Genomic DNA, 16,469 nt, shown 5'->3' with positions numbered 1-16,469 from the left:
AGCCGGGGATTTTTTCTATTAGCTATAATCGTATTCTTTTGCTCGATCAGGACGGGAATTTTCAAATTCCGTTTTTAAATACGGGCGATACGACTGTTCTATCTTTTTCACAAAAGGAAGTTTGTTCAACTTATGCATCATATGCTCAATTTGTTCCATATCACAATATACTACAGCATATTTTAATCGTTTTGATATGTAATGTATGTTACCATATTTCCTTAAAATCTTGGCATGTTTCAATGAATGTAAATAAACAATCATACTTTGTCGTTGCCCGAACATAATCTTCTCCATCTTCTCCTTTTAAAAACATATATTTTATATTCTATGAAAACCAATCAGAAATTTATAACATTACAGGACAAACTCTGTATACGTTTTCTTCCAACTTCTAAAAAACGGGGTACATCACCCCGTTTTTTTACAACCACAACCTCCGCCAGTACCACAACCTCCACCACAGCCACCAGCATCAAAGAATGGATTTCCTGTTGGCACTTTAATGGAAGAAGACACTTCCGAACCGATTGCTACACTAACTTCGTCTAATAACTTCTGCAAAGCAGTTTCTGCTCTTTTAAAAGCTGCAACCTTATCATGTAAGTCCACAGAACGCTTTAATTCTCTCATTTTCATTGACACGGTAGTATAGTCAGGATGGTATTTTCCAAAACGCTGTACTTCCTCATACCGTTCTTTCATCGCTGTAAATTGCTGAATGAGCGTCTGAAGTTCCATATCTTCATGTAATTCTCTATAATACTTACGATAATCTTCTGCTATATCTGAACAGATAATCGCTTTTGCAAGCTGCTCTGCCTTATCTAATATTAATACGCTTTCTAGCGTCGCTACAATCATGAGAGACACCTCCGAGTATCCATCATACCACATTTAGATTAGAACTACTAATTGAAGTGACTTACTCAAAAGAAAGATATAATGAAACTATTTTTACACTATATCCGTACACACTTATACATTAATATGTTCCGCTATATTATATTTAAGAACATCCCACTTTCCACTATTTTGTTTCACATAACTAATACACGCATTTTTTAATGGTGTCTTAAATGTAATTTCATCTGGTTCAATGGCATGTAAAATCGCTTTTATCGCGTGTGAGTGAGCAACAATAATAATACGTTTGCCAAAATGAGTTGTCGCAACATCTTCTAAAGCAGCAAAGCAACGAGCTACAATCTCTTCATCTCGCTCCATACCTTCTACTTTACCTTCAGCAATCAACTCTCTAACAGCCGCAACCGGCTTCCCTGAAGCTTCTCCAAAATTCCGTTCAACAAATCGCTCATCTAATAAAATCGATTGTAATCCAACTGTCTTTGCAATTTCATTAGCCGTTTCTTGCGCTCTAATTAACGGGCTACTTATAATGATATCCCACGTTTCTTCTTGTAAAGCAGCTGCACTCTGACTCGCTTGCTTCTTACCAACTTCATTAAGCGGAATATCTTCTCGCCCCTGAATAATTTCTTGAAAATTCCAATCAGTTTGTCCATGTCGTACTAAACAAATTTCCGTCATGCTGCAACTCCTTTTTAAATAATCAACCTCTATTGTAACAAAAGTTCTGCATGACGGACATATTTTTCACTTCCAATTAGGTTGCATTTTGTTGCTTCATATACTGAAACATATCAATCATGATCGAAGCAACGGCCAATTGATTTTGAAACTTTTCCACTTTATCTGGTATTGTTTTTTTGAAATGTTGCATCGCCGCTAACTCAAAAGCCTCTTTTTCTTCAGGATTTCGTGTTAATTTTCTATACCAGTACGGTTGCTCTCTAATATAGCGAGATAAATCCTCATCAGCCTTTATAAACTCCATAATTTCTGCTCTCATCATCTTTCCCCCTAATCCTTTTGAAAGAAAAATGGGTTATTTTCTGAAGTACTTTGCTCTTGCTGCGTACGGTTACCTTGAAATTGCTGAATAACTTGTTGCACGCTCCCGATTGCACTCGTCACATTGGCTAAATGGTTCTGCATTTGTTCCACGTCCAACTTTTTAAAAAAAGAAAGCATTTGCCCCATCACATCAGCAGTTTTTTCCTCTTCAGTTCGATTATCTTTTTCTTTTTTATTTTCTTTTACCGAAGAAAACGCAGGCGCTCCATCCGGTCTATAAGTTGCCCATATTGGATCTTCTTCACCAAGTAAGTACCATTCTTCATAAAATTGTTGCCATGTTTTATGACCACTTCTAACCTCATGAACCATTTTAGGGTGATGGTTTACAAATTCTTTAAACTGTTGAACCGATGGATGTAACGGTCCTTTTGTTGTTGGCATAATCCTCACCTCTCCATGTATATCTACTATATAGTAAGAAAAAAAAGGCGCATGGTTCGCCTATTTTTAGACGATTCATGCACCTTTTTTTCTGCTATTTGCATACGGTCAGATTCCCACCTACAATTCAGTGAATACGAAGTAACTAATTTGGTGATGTTAACACCCCACCGCTTACAATTTCACTTTATTTTCGAATAAAGTTTTGTGTATAAAATTTATCGTATACACCAACACCTAATCCTGTAAATTGTTCATTTAATAAATTCTTTCTATGCCCCTCACTATTTAACCAACCTTGCACTGCCGCAATTCCATCACTATGTTGCGCCGCTATGTTCTCACCAGCAAGTTGAAATCCTACTTTCCCGCGCTGCAAACGATCTCCTAGTGTACCTAATGTAGGTGAGTCATGAGAAAAATAATTATTGTCTTTCATATCTTTACTGTGACCAACAGCAACATCTGCTGTTTCCTGATCCCATGTTAATAATGGTAATTTATGACGACTTCGAATGATATTTGTTAAATCAAAAATTTGTTGCATATTCCCATTTTCTACTTGTTTTATTTTTTCTGGAGTCAATGGTTGTTCTGCTATTAATTCACCTGAATAAACGAGCTGATACGGTCTTTGGCGTAATAAAGTTTCATCATCCATATAACGAACACCAATAAGCTCATGTGTAAATTGATCAAAATACAATTGCGCCCATCCATCTTCTACAGGTATTAACGGTTGTTCCATGACTTCGGTATCAGATAGCTCAAATTGATAACTATTTTTCCCTCTTTTTAATGAAATTTCATGCGAAAGCGGACTTTTTTTATATACTTCTTCATATTTTTCATTTATATAATAAGGTGGAACCTTAACTTGTTCACCAGCTGCGTATGCCGTTACAACTTTACGTTCAGAAACTCCAAATTGAACATACTGAGTTAAATCCTGGTTGTATACCCACCATTCATATCCGTATGCAGATGGCTCTATTCGAGAGGGCTCTCCCCACTTCGCTAATAAGTTTTCAGAGTCTTCACCAATCATATTTAAAACCGTGTCTGAGGAGTCTTCCTTAATTTGCTTTTTCTTTTTCACAATTTTATTTTCTTGCTTTGATTGAGATGGGGTTAATATATATTGTGAAACGAGTAATTTCCCGTATAAATCAACAGCTAAAATTAAAAATGTAATCATTACGATACGCAATAATTTCTTCAAACGATATACCTCCTGAACAAAACATAAAATTGAGATATACACAAATCCTTTTCTTTCTTTTTGTGTGTACCGTACTCTTTTCACTATATCATATTTTTGTGAAAAAAGTCTGGATTATCCCTTTTCTCTCAATATGAATTGCACTTTCTTATTATTCATACTATTATAAAAATAATGGTGTAACATTAAAAAAGGAGGTATTATATGCAATTTACAAATACGCAATTTAATGGAGCCGTCGTTGAATTAACTCTTTTAACTGAAATCATGGAAAACAACCACTTCGTACTTGCCGGACAGTGGGATTATGAGCGAGTTACATACGATTATAAATTTGAAATATTAAAGGATGTTTATTATTTACGAGTGCAAGGAGTTGCTGTTGAAGGTGACATTGGCAGTAGACACGCTGAAGTAAAACTACTTCCCCCCTTATTAGGAAAACATTATTATCCTCACGGCGTTGAATATGGTGATGATGAGACTTTCCCAACGAATGTACTTCAAAAAAGCGAACAACTCCTACAAAATGTCGAAAAAGAGTTAAAAGAATTTCAAATTATTGATTAACAAAAACAAGCGCATCAATATGATGCGCTTGTTTTATTTCCCTTCCCTAAGAATGAATCGTTTTTTTTACTGGATATCCATAAATAGATCCATCTTTTACTTTAATCTCATCTTCCCAAGGAACCTTATATTTACCTTCAGCTAAATCTTTTACAAACGTATATGGATTTTCTTTCACCCCACCAGGAGTTGCTACATATCCTCTTGAACCTAGATTATATATATTATTTTCCAATCCCCATCCTAATCTAGCCTGATCTGCTAGTTCTGGATATACTTCAGCAGTAACAATCTCCCACGGATTTCGATGTCCCTGTACTAAAGTAGTCCCATCAAAATTACATACTTGTCCTTCACCAAAGTAATAAAATACGCCATCATAACCCGCTAAGTTTACCGACAATGTATACATTAAATTCTGCCATGCATTTGAACGATTGGTTAGCATCCATTGTTCACTAACTTGTGTACTATATCCAGAAATACGAATTAAGACATTTGCACCTTTATAGGCCGCTTCACGAGCTACTTCAGGGAACATGCCATCATGACAAATACAAACAGCTAATTTACTTCCTCCAGGTCCATCACAAACAGGTAAGCCTAAATCTCCAGCTTTCCAAGGCTCGACTGGCACCCAAGGATTTAGCTTACGATACTTCAAAATCATTTCACCTTGTGGATCAATAATAACTGCTGTATTATATGGCTCTCCACCATCAGGATTTTTCTCCATTATTGAAAAAACACCATATACTTTAGATTCTTTACATGCCTCAGCAAATAAGTCTGTTTCTGGCCCAGGCACTGTGCATAAAAATTCTTCTGTAGTCCATTTTTTTGTATTGAGCCCTTGTGTACTATATTCAGGAAATACTATCAATTCTAAACCAGGGTAACCTGATTTGGTTGAATGAATTGTTTTTATGATTTGTTGAATTTGTTTATCAATGTCTGCACGCGATTCTACTACTGGTACTGGATATTGAATTAGTGCTGTCAAAAAACCACTAATCGGCTTTACCATACTTCCACTACTACCCATTTAAACTCCCCCTTAAAATAGTTCGTGTTTATTAAAGATAACAATATATATTTGTAACTCTCTAAAAAACTTGCACTACATATGGAATTATTACGCATGAAAGCTAGTAGTAAATTTTATCTCCACTTTTAGTACACGCCTACACTAACTTAACATAAAAAATTAGAAAATTCAATCTTTTTAAGGTAGCTAAAACTAAAAAGAAAAAGCGCATGGAATCCCATACACTTTTTTTTACTTAGTCTGTAAATACGGCGGCAATTGTTGCAACTGCTCCTTATCCTTTTCACGTTCTCTACGTGCCCATCTAAAGAATACATAGCCTATAATTGTACCGTACACTATTTCCTGGACAATTTTCATTATGATACCACCAGTTTGCTGGTCTTGTACGACTGGCATCCAGTGCAAAAATTCTGGTCCCGTTATATTTAAATCTGATAAAGTGCCCGCTGGTACACATAGTTCCATCGCTTTCATCCAAGCAGCCGGATCCGTATACGTTGCAAATAACGGGGCTGTCGCAAAAATGATTAACGCACAAGCAGGCGTTAATAATATGCCATTAGCAAACATATAACCAAGTTTCTTTATATCACTTAATGTTTGATATTCTGGTAATGGATTTAACATCGGCCACCACATCATGATTGCTGTAAAAAACAATATAGCGAGACAAATAGGATGAGCTATTTGACTTTGTTTTACCGTATCAAAAACAACTGGTAAATGATAAAAAGAAAACAGGCCGTTAAATACAAATAACGCAATAAGCGGTTTAGCAAATGCCTTTAATATAATTTGAACAAACTTAAAAGAAGTAATATAACGATATAACCAAATTGGTATACCAAGCAACAGTAACGGTGGAACTGCAATATACATGACTGCCATTTCAAACATATGAGCACTAAATATAATATGGCCAATTAAATCAATAGGCCCTCCCTTTACAAAATACAAAAGAACAATACCAGTCGTAAAATAAAAAATTTGCTTCTTACTTACCTTCGTCGCATTTTCAAATCGCATTCTATATGGCCCAATAATTAAGAAGTACCCAATAAGAATCGAAAGCATAAATAATAAAAAGATTGGACTCCATAAAGCCTGAAAACCAAATATCCACAAGTTACTCATTTTCACACCTACCTTCGTAAGGTTATCTCATAATATGAAGAGGGAGCTGTGACAACACAAGCTCCCTTATTTTTCACTTTTCAAATCCACACGATTGTCATAAAAGCTAAAATTGTAATTAACCCTATTAGCAGACCAGAGTAAAGAAAGAAACTTGCTGCTTCATGTCCTTTATGACTCATATGCATAAAATAATACAATTGAAAAATTACTTGTACCACTGCTAATAGTAAAATAAACGGTACAGAGAAAATCGGACTAAAAGTTTTTGGATACGCCACCGCTACAAATGCAACTAATGTTAAAAAAATCATTAATGCAAACGTAATAACTTGATGCCTCATTTCCTCCGCACTTTTTCTCTTCCGATAAACAAGATCAACTTTAGGATTATTCGTTTGCTTTATCGCCATTGTTTATCCCACCATTCCCATTAAATATACTACAGTGAAAATAAACACCCAAACTACGTCAATAAAGTGCCAATAAATCGATGCAACATAAAACTTCGGTGCATTGTATAAATTTAGACCTCTCTTCGCATTTCTAAAGATTAATGTTAGAATCCAACATAACCCAAACAATACGTGGAGTCCATGTGTACCAACAAGAGCATAAAACGCAGAGCCAAACGCACTACTTCTCATAGTATGCTTAAATTCATGTGTATAATGATAAAACTCATATATCTCAAACCCTAAAAACCCTAAACCTAGCAATACTGTTACTAGTAACCAAAGCTGCATTTTCTTAAAGTTAAAGTTTTTCATGTGATACATCGCATATACACTCGTTAAGCTACTCGTTAATAAAAGCATCGTCATAATGAAAACGAGTGGCATTTGGAACATCTCTTGAGATGTTGGTCCACCATTTGTAGAATTCTTTAACGCTAAATATGTTCCGAATAAGGAAGCGAACAACACTGTTTCGCCTCCAAGAAATAACCAAAAACCGACAAACTTATTTTTCCCTTCAAGGGTTGCTTTTTCAGGCTCTGCTGGAAATGTTTCATTCGTTAATTTTTCATCTACATGCATTATGCCTTGCCCCCCTTATCCTCTAAATCTTCTTTATGAATATGATACCCATGATCATCAATTACTGAACGTAGGAACATTGCGCCAAATGTAATGATTAAACCAATAATTGCTACTAATAACCAGAACTTATCTTTTCCGCCCTGCATATACATCGCACCAAATGCCGCTATAAACAATCCGAAAGAAATGACAAATGGTGAAAACGAAGGATTTGGCATATGAATATCACCAACTGGTTCCGCTGCTGTCATCTCTTTATTACCTTCACGTTTTTCAATCCAAAACGGATCTAATCCGCGAACAAATGGTAATTGTTTAAAGTTATATTCTGGTGTCGGTGCTGGCATTGTCCATTCTAATGTACGTGCATCCCACGGATCACGACCAGCTTTTTCTTTTGATACTGTCGTTTTAATTACATTGAATAGAAGAACAATCGTTCCAAGAGCCATAAACACCGCTCCGATGGAACTAATCATATTCCCCATTTCCAACCCTTGCCCTTCAAGATATGTGTAGTAACGGCGTGGCATACCAATCAAGCCAAGGAAATGCTGAATAAAGAACGTTAAATGGAAGCCGATAAAGAATAGCCAGAACGTTATCTTTCCTAATGTTTCATTTAATACTTTATTAAACATCAGTGGCCAATAATAATGAGCTCCTGCAAGTAAACCAAATACAACACCGCCAACGATTACATAATGAAAATGCGCTACTACGAAATAGTTATCATGAAATTGATAATCAGCTGGTGCAGATGCTAGCATAACCCCTGTAACTCCACCCATTACGAATGATGGAATGAAAGCTACTGCCCACATCATTGGTGTCGTAAAACGAATACTTCCGCCCCACATTGTAAAGAGCCAGTTGAATATTTTGATACCAGTTGGAACCGCAATCGCCATTGTTGCGACCGAGAAAATAGCATTAGCAACTGGACCAAGTCCAACAGTAAACATATGGTGCGCCCATACCATAAATCCTAAAAATCCAATTAATACAGTCGCAAACACCATCGATGAATAACCAAACAATCGTTTTTCCGAAAATGTCGCGAAGATTTCTGAGAATATTCCGAAAGCTGGGAGTATAAGAATGTATACTTCTGGATGACCGAAAATCCAGAATAAATGCTCCCATATAATTGTATTCCCGCCCAATGCCGGATTAAAGAAACTTGTTCCAAATAAACGATCTAACATTAAAAGTCCTAATCCTACAGTTAACGGCGGAAAAGCGAATAATATAAGCGAAGATGTTACAAATGTCGTCCATGTAAACATCGGCATACGCATGTACGTCATTCCTGGCGCCCGCATATTAATAATGGTTACAAGGAAGTTAATACCTCCAATTAATGTACCAATACCTGAGATTTGCAAGCCGAGTACATAGAAATCAACACCATGACCTTTAGAGGCTAAAGCTAAAGATGCATAAGATGTCCATCCTGCATCAGGTGCTCCACCTAAAAACCAACTTAAATTTAAAAATACTCCACCAAAGAAAAATAACCAAAATCCGAGTGAATTCAAAAACGGGAACGCTACATCACGTGCACCAATTTGAAGTGGTACAGCGGCGTTCATAAATGCAAACACGAGTGGCATAGCTGCGAGGAAAATCATTGTTGTACCGTGCATCGTTAATACTTGATTATAAGCATCCCCAACAAGAAAAGCGTTGTTAGGAATCGCTAATTGAAGGCGAATAAATAGAGCTTCTATTCCGCCTATTACAAAAAACAATCCACCTGCAATTAAATAGAGAATGGCAATCTTTTTATGGTCTACTGTCGTTAAATAATCCCATATGACAGCACCCATCCCCTGTTTTTTTGCTACAGAACTCACGTTTTCAACCTCCCCTTCGCGAATAATCCCTCTTTACTTTTCAACTTTTAACGTTTGTAAGTATGCATTTAATGCATCAATTTGATCATCCGTTAAGTTGCCATATTTGCCAGTCATTTTGTTTCCTGGCTTCATATTTTCAGGATCTTTCAGCCATTTTTTTAAGTTTTCTTCATTGTTTTCGGCAATACCGGCAACCATATCGCGATCCGCAAAGTTTGCTAAGTTTGGTGCGATACGAGCGGAAGGTGGTCTACTATCATTAGATCCAACTGCATGACAACCAATACAGCTTTTATTAAATATTTCTTGGCCCTCTTGCGCCTTTGTTGAAGCTACTTCTTTCTTCCCATCAATCTTCTTCATATCAGCAAGCCATTTTTTGTACTCGCTTTCATCTAAAGCTTTCACTTTAAATTGCATTAAAGAATGTGATGGGCCGCAAAATTCTGTACAAAAACCATTATAAGTGCCCGATTTATCTGCCTTTAACCACATTTTGTTCACATTGTCTGTATTTGTATCCATTTTCCCTGCTAAAGATGGAACCCAAAATGAGTGTTTAATATCGGCACCCTTCAAATTTAAATACACTTTCTTACCTGTGGGGATGACCAAATCTTGAGAAGTTACTATCTTTTCTGATTTATAAGAAAATTCCCACCAATAAAGATTCGCTGTTACATCAACAACGATAGTATCTTTATCAATATTCTTTTTCTCCATCGCACTTACATCAGCAAGTTTGAATGTATATGTAACTGTTGGAACAGCTAAGATTAGTAAAAGAATAATCGGAATAACTGTCCATATAATTTCTAGCTTGTGATTCCCTTCAACTTGCTCTGGAATATAATCTTCCTGACCTTTTTTTTGTCGGAAACGCACAATTACATATAAGAAAATAATAGTAACTACTAGTACTACTCCTACCATGATTGCACTCGCCAGTAGAAGTAAATCATATTGCATTTTTGCTACTTCTCCTTGCGGAATTAAAGTAGATTGAAAGGCTTTACCGCATCCCCCTAACAGTAAAGCCAGCAGTGAAACGAACGAAAGCAGTCGCCACTGTTTCTTCATACAAACAACCCCCACTTTCCTTGTGAATTAGATTGTACTTTATAGTTAAGTAAAGTAAATCTCAACGTAAAGAAATCCAATTATGTCGTTGTCTTAGAAGAATGTAACTACAATCATTGATACAAATAAGATTGTTAAATAATTTAGGGAATAAACAAACATTTGCACGGACCATTTGATGTCATCTTTCTTACGGAAGCCATAAAATCCTAAAACGATCCATCCGATGTTAAGCAGTGTTGCAATTACCATAAATGTTATCCCTAGTCCACTCATATAAAATGGTAGTGGTAATAAACATACTGTCCAAATCATAATTTGGCGTTTCGTAATTTCAAATCCATGAACTACAGGAAGCATTGGAATTCCTGCATTTCGATATTCATCAACACGTTTCATTGCTAATGCAAGGAAATGTGGGATTTGCCAAATAAACATAATTAAAAATAACATCCAAGCAATTGGATGGCCTAAAGATGGATCGATTGCTGCCCATCCAATTAAAGGAGGAACTGCACCAGATATACTACCTACAACAGTATTTAGTGTATACTTTCTCTTTGTCCATAAACTATATAGAACAACATATGTGAAAGCACCAATAAATCCCATTAAGACTGCCATTGGTGTTGTTAATAATAAAAATACAAAACCAAGAAGTAATATGACTAGTCCAAATGTAAGTGCAAATCCTGGTTTATACTTTCCAGTAACCGTTGGACGGGTCTTTGTTCTTTCCATTAATGGATCGATGTCTCGATCAATGTAGTTGTTTAAACAACATACCCCTGCCATAACTAATCCAGAACCAACGATTGTAAAGAATAACTTATCCAGATTGTCCATTACACTTAATCCATTAAAGTGTAATGCCAACCAAAATCCTGTAAATACAGTAAGTGTATTTGAGTTTACAATCCCCATTTTAACGAGTGCTTTTAAATCTTGTAACCGAGTTGTTTCCGGTACACTTGTAACAGCGGACTCATCATGCAGCTCACTTGTTGCATGGTTCATCACTCTAACCCCCTCTTAAAACTTTCATCTTTCTTTTTGCGCATATTTCAAATGAAATAATCCGCTTCTATATAGCAATATTATTACAGTAGAAACATTGTTAACCCATTCTACTACTAATCTACGCTCATACTCCAATATATTAAATCATATTTCCCGAACATTTTGTGAAGAAAACATGAACTTTTTGTGTCGAATATAAAAAACTTCATTCTGACTTGTCCTTATCATAACATGATGTTACCTTCTATAATAAACTATTTTGTCCTATTTAACACATATTCTCCCCATTTCTTTTCAAAACAGCCTATTTTTCATCCAAAATTTTCCTTAAAAACCCTGTTTTTACACCTATTTTCTCCCCCTTTCCTTCCTCCCCCATTTCTTTGCTATTTTATTATTTTTTATATATCATAGGAACTAGCGCGTTTTATTCTATACATAATGGAATGAAAATATTTCGCAATAACTTCATAGCAGAAAGATGGTGAAAGAGATTGCAACGCTTTATTAAATGGTTAGCAGTCATTACAAGCCTTGATTTATTAATAGTTTTATTAGGAGGCGCTTTAGTTACAAAAACAGGTTCTGGTCAAGGTTGTGGTAAATCATGGCCACTTTGTAACGGTGAATTTGTTCCATCTAATTTATCAATGGAAACTATTATTGAACTTAGCCACCGATTAACATCCGGATCAGCTGGAATTCTTGTCACTCTCCTTTGTATTTTGTCCTGGAAATATTATAAACATGTGCGTGAAACAAAAACGTTAGCAATTTTATCCTTCGTATTTTTAGTTGCACAAGCATTAATGGGAGCAGCAGCAGTTGTTTGGGGCCAAATGCCAGCTGTACTTGCTATCCACTTCGGTATTTCCTTAATTTCATTTGCTTCTGTCATTTTATTAACGTGTCTTATCTTTGAAATTGACCAAAAATTTGATGCACGTTCACTTATTATGGACAAAAAAATGAAATTTCATATTTATGGTGTAACAATTTACAGTTATATCGTCGTCTACACAGGCGCTTTAGTACGTCACGAACGAGCTAGCTTAGCCTGTCCAGACTTTCCTTTATGTAGCAAAAACAGACCTATGCCAACTCAACTACATGAATGGGTTCAAATGGGCCATAGAGTTGCAGCGATGTTAATTTTCGCTTGGATACTATACGCGATGATTCTCGCTATTCGCCATTACAAACAGCAACCTGTAGTATATTGGGGATGGATCATTTCATTTATCCTTGTTACACTTCAAGCTGTAGTAGGAGTTTTAGTTGTATTTACAAACGCTAGTTTAGCAATGGCATTGTTACATTCTCTATTCATTTCTTGCTTGTTTGCCGTACTATGCTATTTAGTTATGTTAGGAACAAGAAGTAAAGTGAATGCAAAAGAAGCCGAATCAACTTCTAAACAAACAAAATAATATAAAACTAAAATCCCTTGCCAATTCGGCAAGGGATTTTTTTGCAATAAAAAAAGAGCTGTATTTACACAGCCCTTTTTTTATTTTAGTGATCTAATTCAATAAGTAAATCACCCGTTTGAATCGCATCACCATCGTTAACATATACTTTCTTCACTTTACCATTGAACGGCGCTTGAACTGTCGTTTCCATTTTCATCGCTTCTGTAATTGCCATAGAATCGCCTTTTTTCACTTCATCGCCTTCTTTTACAACTACTTTAATTACCGTTCCTGGCATCGTTGCACTAATATGATTTGGATTCTCACGGTTTCCTTTCACACGTTGTGCAACTGTTGCTTTTACACTCTCGTCTTTCACGATAATTTCACGTGGTTGACCGTTAAATTCCAAGTAAAGGACACGATTTCCATCCGGCTGAGGTTCTCCAATTGATACTAGTTTAACCATCAATGTTTTACCCTGTTCAATTTCTACATCAATTTCTTCACCTAGTCTCATACCATAGAAGAACGTCGGTGTATCAAGTACAGATACATTTCCATAAAGCTCAGCAACTTTTTCATAATCCATAAATACTTTTGGATATAAAGCATATGCAACTACATCAAAAATCGTTACTTCGCGTCCAAGTTTATGGAATAATTCTTCTTTTAATGCTTCGAAATCTACTGGCTCTAGTAATTCACCTGGTCTTACTGTTAACGGCTCTTTCCCTTTTAAAATAATCTTTTGTAATTCTTTCGGGAAACCACCGTACGGTTGACCTAAATCACCAGAGAACATTTCAACAACAGACCCTGGGAAGTCCATCGCATGTCCACGCTCTAAAACATCTTGTTCTGTCAGATGGTTTTGAACCATAAATAATGCCATATCACCAACAACTTTTGATGATGGCGTTACTTTTACAATATCTCCAAACATGTCATTCACACGGCGGTACATTACTTTCACTTCATCGAAGCGATCTCCTAAACCAACCGCCTTCGCTTGTTGCTGAAGATTACTATACTGCCCACCCGGCATTTCATGCATATATACCTCTGTATGAGGCGCATTCATACCACTTTCAAACGGTGCATAGTATTTGCGTACATCTTCCCAATAATGAGATAGTTTTTCTAAAGAATCTATATTAACATCTGGTTGTCTTTCGTTTCCACCTAATGCATAGTATAGCGTGTTCGCACTTGGTTGTGACGTTTGACCAGCCATAGAACTCACTGCTACATCGACGATATCAACACCCGCTTCAATTGCCTTCGTATACGTTAATATACCATTTCCACTCGTATCGTGCGTGTGCAGATGAATTGGAATCGACACTGTCTCTTTTAATGCAGAAACTAAATCATATGCTGCATTTGGTTTTAGTAAGCCCGCCATATCTTTAATACCTAAAATGTGAGCTCCTGATGCTTCTAACTCTTTTGCTAAATTTTTATAGTAATTTAAATCATATTTACTACGCAGTGGATCATGAATATCCCCTGTGTAGCACATTGTTGCTTCTGCAATTTTACCAGTGTCTCGTACAGCGTCAATTGCAACTCTCATGCCTTCCACCCAGTTTAAGCTATCAAAAATACGGAATACATCAATGCCTGCTTGAGCAGAACATTCCACAAATTTTTGAATTAAATTATCTGGATAGTTTTTGTATCCAACTGCGTTTGAAGAACGAAGTAACATTTGGAATAACACGTTCGGCATTTTTTCACGAAGATCTAGTAATCGTTCCCATGGATCTTCTTTTAAGAAACGATACGCAACGTCAAACGTTGCACCGCCCCACATTTCCGCTGAGAATAGGTTCGGTAACATTCTCGCTGTTGGCTCCGCAATTTGATGTAAATCTTTTGTACGAATACGAGTTGCAAGTAATGACTGGTGTGCATCACGGAATGTTGTATCCGTTAAAAGTACACGTTTTTGATCCTGTACCCATTTTACTAATCCGTCCGCTCCACGCTCGTCCAAAATTTGTTTCGTTCCATTTTGGATTGGCTCTGAATGTTTTAAACATGGAATACGAGCATCTGGGAATATTGGTTTTTCTTTTTTACCTACTCCTGGGAAACCATTTACTGTTACTGTACCAATGTAATTTAACATTTTTGTTCCACGGTCTTTACGTTTCGGGAACAAGAACAATTCAGGTGACGCATCGATAAATGAAGTATCATATTCTCCTGATAAGAAGTTTTTATGTTTTACTACATTCTCTAGGAATGGAATATTTGTTTTAATACCACGAATACGGAATTCTTTTAAGTTACGTTCCATTTTTGCAGCAGCTTGCTCAAAAGTAAGTGCCCAAGTTGTAACTTTTACAAGTAAAGAATCGTAGTACGGTGTAATAACTGCACCTTGGAAGCTATTTCCTGTATCAAGACGTACACCAAAACCACCGCCTGATCGATACGCCATAATTTTTCCTGTATCCGGCATAAAATTATTTAGCGGATCTTCAGTTGTTACACGAGATTGAATTGCAAATCCATGTACAACTACTTCCTCTTGCTTCGGAACACCTACCATTTTGCTATGTAATGCATGTCCATCAGCTATTAAAATTTGTGATTGAACAATATCTACTCCCGTAATCATTTCTGTAATCGTATGTTCTACTTGAACACGTGGATTTACTTCAATAAAGTAAAACTCATCATCTTTTACAAGGAATTCTACTGTTCCTGCATTTAAATAATTTACATTTTTCGTTAACTTCACAGCAGCATCACAAATACGCTGACGCAGATCATCTGAAAGTGATACACTCGGTGCAATTTCTACAACTTTTTGATGACGACGTTGTACAGAACAGTCACGCTCGTATAAATGAACAACATTGCCTTCTTCATCTGCTAAAATTTGTACTTCTATATGTTTAGGTTTTTCAACGAATTTTTCGACGTAAACTTCATCATTACCAAAGGCTGCTTTCGCTTCTGATTTCGCTCGATTATATGATTCTCCTAATTCCTCACTAGTACGCACAATACGCATACCACGACCGCCACCCCCAAGGGATGCTTTAATAATAATCGGGTAATCATACTTTTCAGCAAATTTTTCGACTTCTTCTAATGAATTTACTGGACCATCACTACCAGGTATAACTGGAATTTGTGCTAGCTGCGCTTGTGTTCTTGCTTTCACTTTATCTCCAAACATATCTAAATGCTTACTTTTCGGACCGATAAAGATAATTCCTTCTTCTTCACAACGTTTAGCGAATTGAATATTTTCTGACAAGAAACCATATCCAGGGTGGATTGCATCTACATGATTACTTTTTGCAATCTCAATAATGCCTTCAATATCTAGATAAGCATCAATTGGTTTTTTTCCTTCCCCAACTAAATAGGACTCATCGGCTTTATAGCGATGATAAGAACCACTATCCTCTTTAGAATAGATTGCAACTGTTTTTAATCCAAGTTCCGAACAAGCTCGAAACACACGAATTGCAATCTCTCCACGGTTAGCTACCAATACTTTTTGAATACGTTGCAGCTTTGTCATGATTTTCCCCCTCTACTTTCCTACCACTCTAGAGATAAAATATATACACACCTTAAAAAGCGTGAAGTTCTTCACTTTCCACATTATATTATACTTAGAAAGCTTCACTTTATTTTTATCCATCATACCTTATTTTTTAACAAATGATAAGTTTTCTGTGCAATTTGTTTCACAAAAATAGTATAGCATACCTCTTCCTTTTC

Annotated in this window: 16 protein-coding genes; 2 read left to right on the top strand and 14 right to left on the bottom strand. The window is 36.2% G+C overall.

From position 1 onward, the window contains the following. Positions 1 to 18: 18 nt before the first annotated feature. The 6 genes from ACS2QP_RS02365 to ACS2QP_RS02340 all read right to left on the bottom strand — a co-directional run bounded on the left by ACS2QP_RS02365 (position 19) and on the right by ACS2QP_RS02340 (position 3,544). The gene (locus ACS2QP_RS02365; protein ID WP_002082261.1) at positions 19 to 285 is read right to left on the bottom strand and encodes a YlbG family protein; all 267 of its coding nucleotides are present in this window, start codon (positions 283 to 285) and stop codon (positions 19 to 21) included. Between the two features lie 126 nt (positions 286 to 411). Further along, entirely contained in the window at positions 412 to 864 is a 453-nt protein-coding gene (locus ACS2QP_RS02360; protein ID WP_000634366.1) for a YlbF family regulator, read from the bottom strand. 114 nt (positions 865 to 978) lie between these two features. Beyond that, on the bottom strand, positions 979 to 1,551 hold the full coding sequence (locus tag ACS2QP_RS02355) for a histidine phosphatase family protein (RefSeq protein WP_000134946.1): 573 nt from the start codon (positions 1,549 to 1,551) through the stop codon (positions 979 to 981). A gap of 76 nt (positions 1,552 to 1,627) precedes the next feature. Continuing rightward, positions 1,628 to 1,873, bottom strand: coding sequence for a YlbE-like family protein (locus ACS2QP_RS02350; RefSeq protein ID WP_001200990.1), 246 nt, complete (start codon positions 1,871 to 1,873; stop codon positions 1,628 to 1,630). Between the two features lie 11 nt (positions 1,874 to 1,884). Then, a complete protein-coding gene (locus tag ACS2QP_RS02345) occupies positions 1,885 to 2,322 on the bottom strand; it encodes a YlbD family protein (protein ID WP_001143346.1) in 438 nt (145 codons plus the stop codon). A 187-nt stretch (positions 2,323 to 2,509) separates the two neighbouring features. Beyond that, positions 2,510 to 3,544, bottom strand: a complete 1,035-nt coding sequence (locus tag ACS2QP_RS02340; protein WP_000735375.1) for a CAP domain-containing protein — start codon at positions 3,542 to 3,544, stop codon at positions 2,510 to 2,512. A gap of 204 nt (positions 3,545 to 3,748) precedes the next feature. Here ACS2QP_RS02340 and ACS2QP_RS02335 point away from each other — a divergent pair, with 204 nt between their 5' ends. Continuing rightward, a complete protein-coding gene (locus ACS2QP_RS02335; protein ID WP_001160952.1) occupies positions 3,749 to 4,114 on the top strand; it encodes a YugN family protein in 366 nt (121 codons plus the stop codon). Positions 4,115 to 4,160: 46 nt separating this feature from the next. Here ACS2QP_RS02335 and ACS2QP_RS02330 read toward each other — a convergent pair whose 3' ends face one another. From ACS2QP_RS02330 to ctaB, 7 genes are all read right to left on the bottom strand, one after another. After that, positions 4,161 to 5,159, bottom strand: a complete 999-nt coding sequence (locus ACS2QP_RS02330) for a formamidase (protein ID WP_000535802.1) — start codon at positions 5,157 to 5,159, stop codon at positions 4,161 to 4,163. Between the two features lie 234 nt (positions 5,160 to 5,393). After that, a complete protein-coding gene (gene ctaG, locus ACS2QP_RS02325) occupies positions 5,394 to 6,299 on the bottom strand; it encodes a cytochrome c oxidase assembly factor CtaG (RefSeq protein WP_000069023.1) in 906 nt (301 codons plus the stop codon). Positions 6,300 to 6,379: 80 nt separating this feature from the next. Further along, complete coding sequence (gene ctaF, locus ACS2QP_RS02320; RefSeq protein WP_000985706.1) at positions 6,380 to 6,712, bottom strand: cytochrome c oxidase subunit IVB; 333 nt, start codon at positions 6,710 to 6,712, stop codon at positions 6,380 to 6,382. Between the two features lie 3 nt (positions 6,713 to 6,715). Continuing rightward, positions 6,716 to 7,339 (bottom strand): cytochrome c oxidase subunit III, encoded by a 624-nt coding sequence (ctaE, locus tag ACS2QP_RS02315; protein ID WP_000557861.1) that lies wholly within the window; start codon positions 7,337 to 7,339, stop codon positions 6,716 to 6,718. Next, a complete protein-coding gene (ctaD, locus tag ACS2QP_RS02310) occupies positions 7,339 to 9,174 on the bottom strand; it encodes a cytochrome c oxidase subunit I (RefSeq protein WP_438882132.1) in 1,836 nt (611 codons plus the stop codon). Before ctaD ends, ctaE begins: the two co-directional genes overlap by 1 nt. A 60-nt stretch (positions 9,175 to 9,234) precedes the next feature. After that, positions 9,235 to 10,284, bottom strand: coding sequence for a cytochrome c oxidase subunit II (gene coxB, locus ACS2QP_RS02305; RefSeq protein WP_000745268.1), 1,050 nt, complete (start codon positions 10,282 to 10,284; stop codon positions 9,235 to 9,237). A gap of 93 nt (positions 10,285 to 10,377) precedes the next feature. Beyond that, on the bottom strand, positions 10,378 to 11,301 hold the full coding sequence (gene ctaB, locus ACS2QP_RS02300) for a protoheme IX farnesyltransferase (protein ID WP_001015058.1): 924 nt from the start codon (positions 11,299 to 11,301) through the stop codon (positions 10,378 to 10,380). Positions 11,302 to 11,798: 497 nt separating this feature from the next. Here ctaB and ctaA point away from each other — a divergent pair, with 497 nt between their 5' ends. Beyond that, positions 11,799 to 12,734 carry a heme A synthase gene (gene ctaA / locus ACS2QP_RS02295; RefSeq protein WP_001188744.1) on the top strand — a complete coding sequence of 312 codons (936 nt, stop codon included), beginning with the start codon at positions 11,799 to 11,801 and terminating at the stop codon, positions 12,732 to 12,734. 85 nt (positions 12,735 to 12,819) lie between these two features. Here ctaA and pyc read toward each other — a convergent pair whose 3' ends face one another. After that, complete coding sequence (pyc, locus tag ACS2QP_RS02290) at positions 12,820 to 16,266, bottom strand: pyruvate carboxylase (RefSeq protein WP_000164085.1); 3,447 nt, start codon at positions 16,264 to 16,266, stop codon at positions 12,820 to 12,822. Positions 16,267 to 16,469: the final 203 nt, after the last annotated feature.

The organism is Bacillus cereus group sp. Bce019 (genome assembly GCF_051781745.1).
GTDB lineage: Bacteria > Bacillota > Bacilli > Bacillales > Bacillaceae_G > Bacillus_A > Bacillus_A cereus.
This window is presented reverse-complemented; position numbering and strand designations above follow the sequence as displayed.

Bases quoted from the DNA above. Each gene is read 5' to 3' on its own strand.
- ACS2QP_RS02365 (WP_002082261.1), bottom strand. From the start codon at position 285: ATGTTCGGGCAACGACAAAGTATGATTGTTTATTTACATTCATTGAAA.
- ACS2QP_RS02360 (WP_000634366.1), bottom strand. From the start codon at position 864: ATGATTGTAGCGACGCTAGAAAGCGTATTAATATTAGATAAGGCAGAG.
- ACS2QP_RS02355 (WP_000134946.1), bottom strand. From the start codon at position 1,551: ATGACGGAAATTTGTTTAGTACGACATGGACAAACTGATTGGAATTTT.
- ACS2QP_RS02350 (WP_001200990.1), bottom strand. From the start codon at position 1,873: ATGAGAGCAGAAATTATGGAGTTTATAAAGGCTGATGAGGATTTATCT.
- ACS2QP_RS02345 (WP_001143346.1), bottom strand. From the start codon at position 2,322: ATGCCAACAACAAAAGGACCGTTACATCCATCGGTTCAACAGTTTAAA.
- ACS2QP_RS02335 (WP_001160952.1), top strand. From the start codon at position 3,749: ATGCAATTTACAAATACGCAATTTAATGGAGCCGTCGTTGAATTAACT.
- ACS2QP_RS02330 (WP_000535802.1), bottom strand. From the start codon at position 5,159: ATGGGTAGTAGTGGAAGTATGGTAAAGCCGATTAGTGGTTTTTTGACA.
- ctaG (WP_000069023.1), bottom strand. From the start codon at position 6,299: ATGAGTAACTTGTGGATATTTGGTTTTCAGGCTTTATGGAGTCCAATC.
- ctaF (WP_000985706.1), bottom strand. From the start codon at position 6,712: ATGGCGATAAAGCAAACGAATAATCCTAAAGTTGATCTTGTTTATCGG.
- ctaE (WP_000557861.1), bottom strand. From the start codon at position 7,339: ATGCATGTAGATGAAAAATTAACGAATGAAACATTTCCAGCAGAGCCT.
- ctaD (WP_438882132.1), bottom strand. From the start codon at position 9,174: ATGGGTGCTGTCATATGGGATTATTTAACGACAGTAGACCATAAAAAG.
- coxB (WP_000745268.1), bottom strand. From the start codon at position 10,284: ATGAAGAAACAGTGGCGACTGCTTTCGTTCGTTTCACTGCTGGCTTTA.
- ctaB (WP_001015058.1), bottom strand. From the start codon at position 11,301: ATGAACCATGCAACAAGTGAGCTGCATGATGAGTCCGCTGTTACAAGT.
- pyc (WP_000164085.1), bottom strand. From the start codon at position 16,266: ATGACAAAGCTGCAACGTATTCAAAAAGTATTGGTAGCTAACCGTGGA.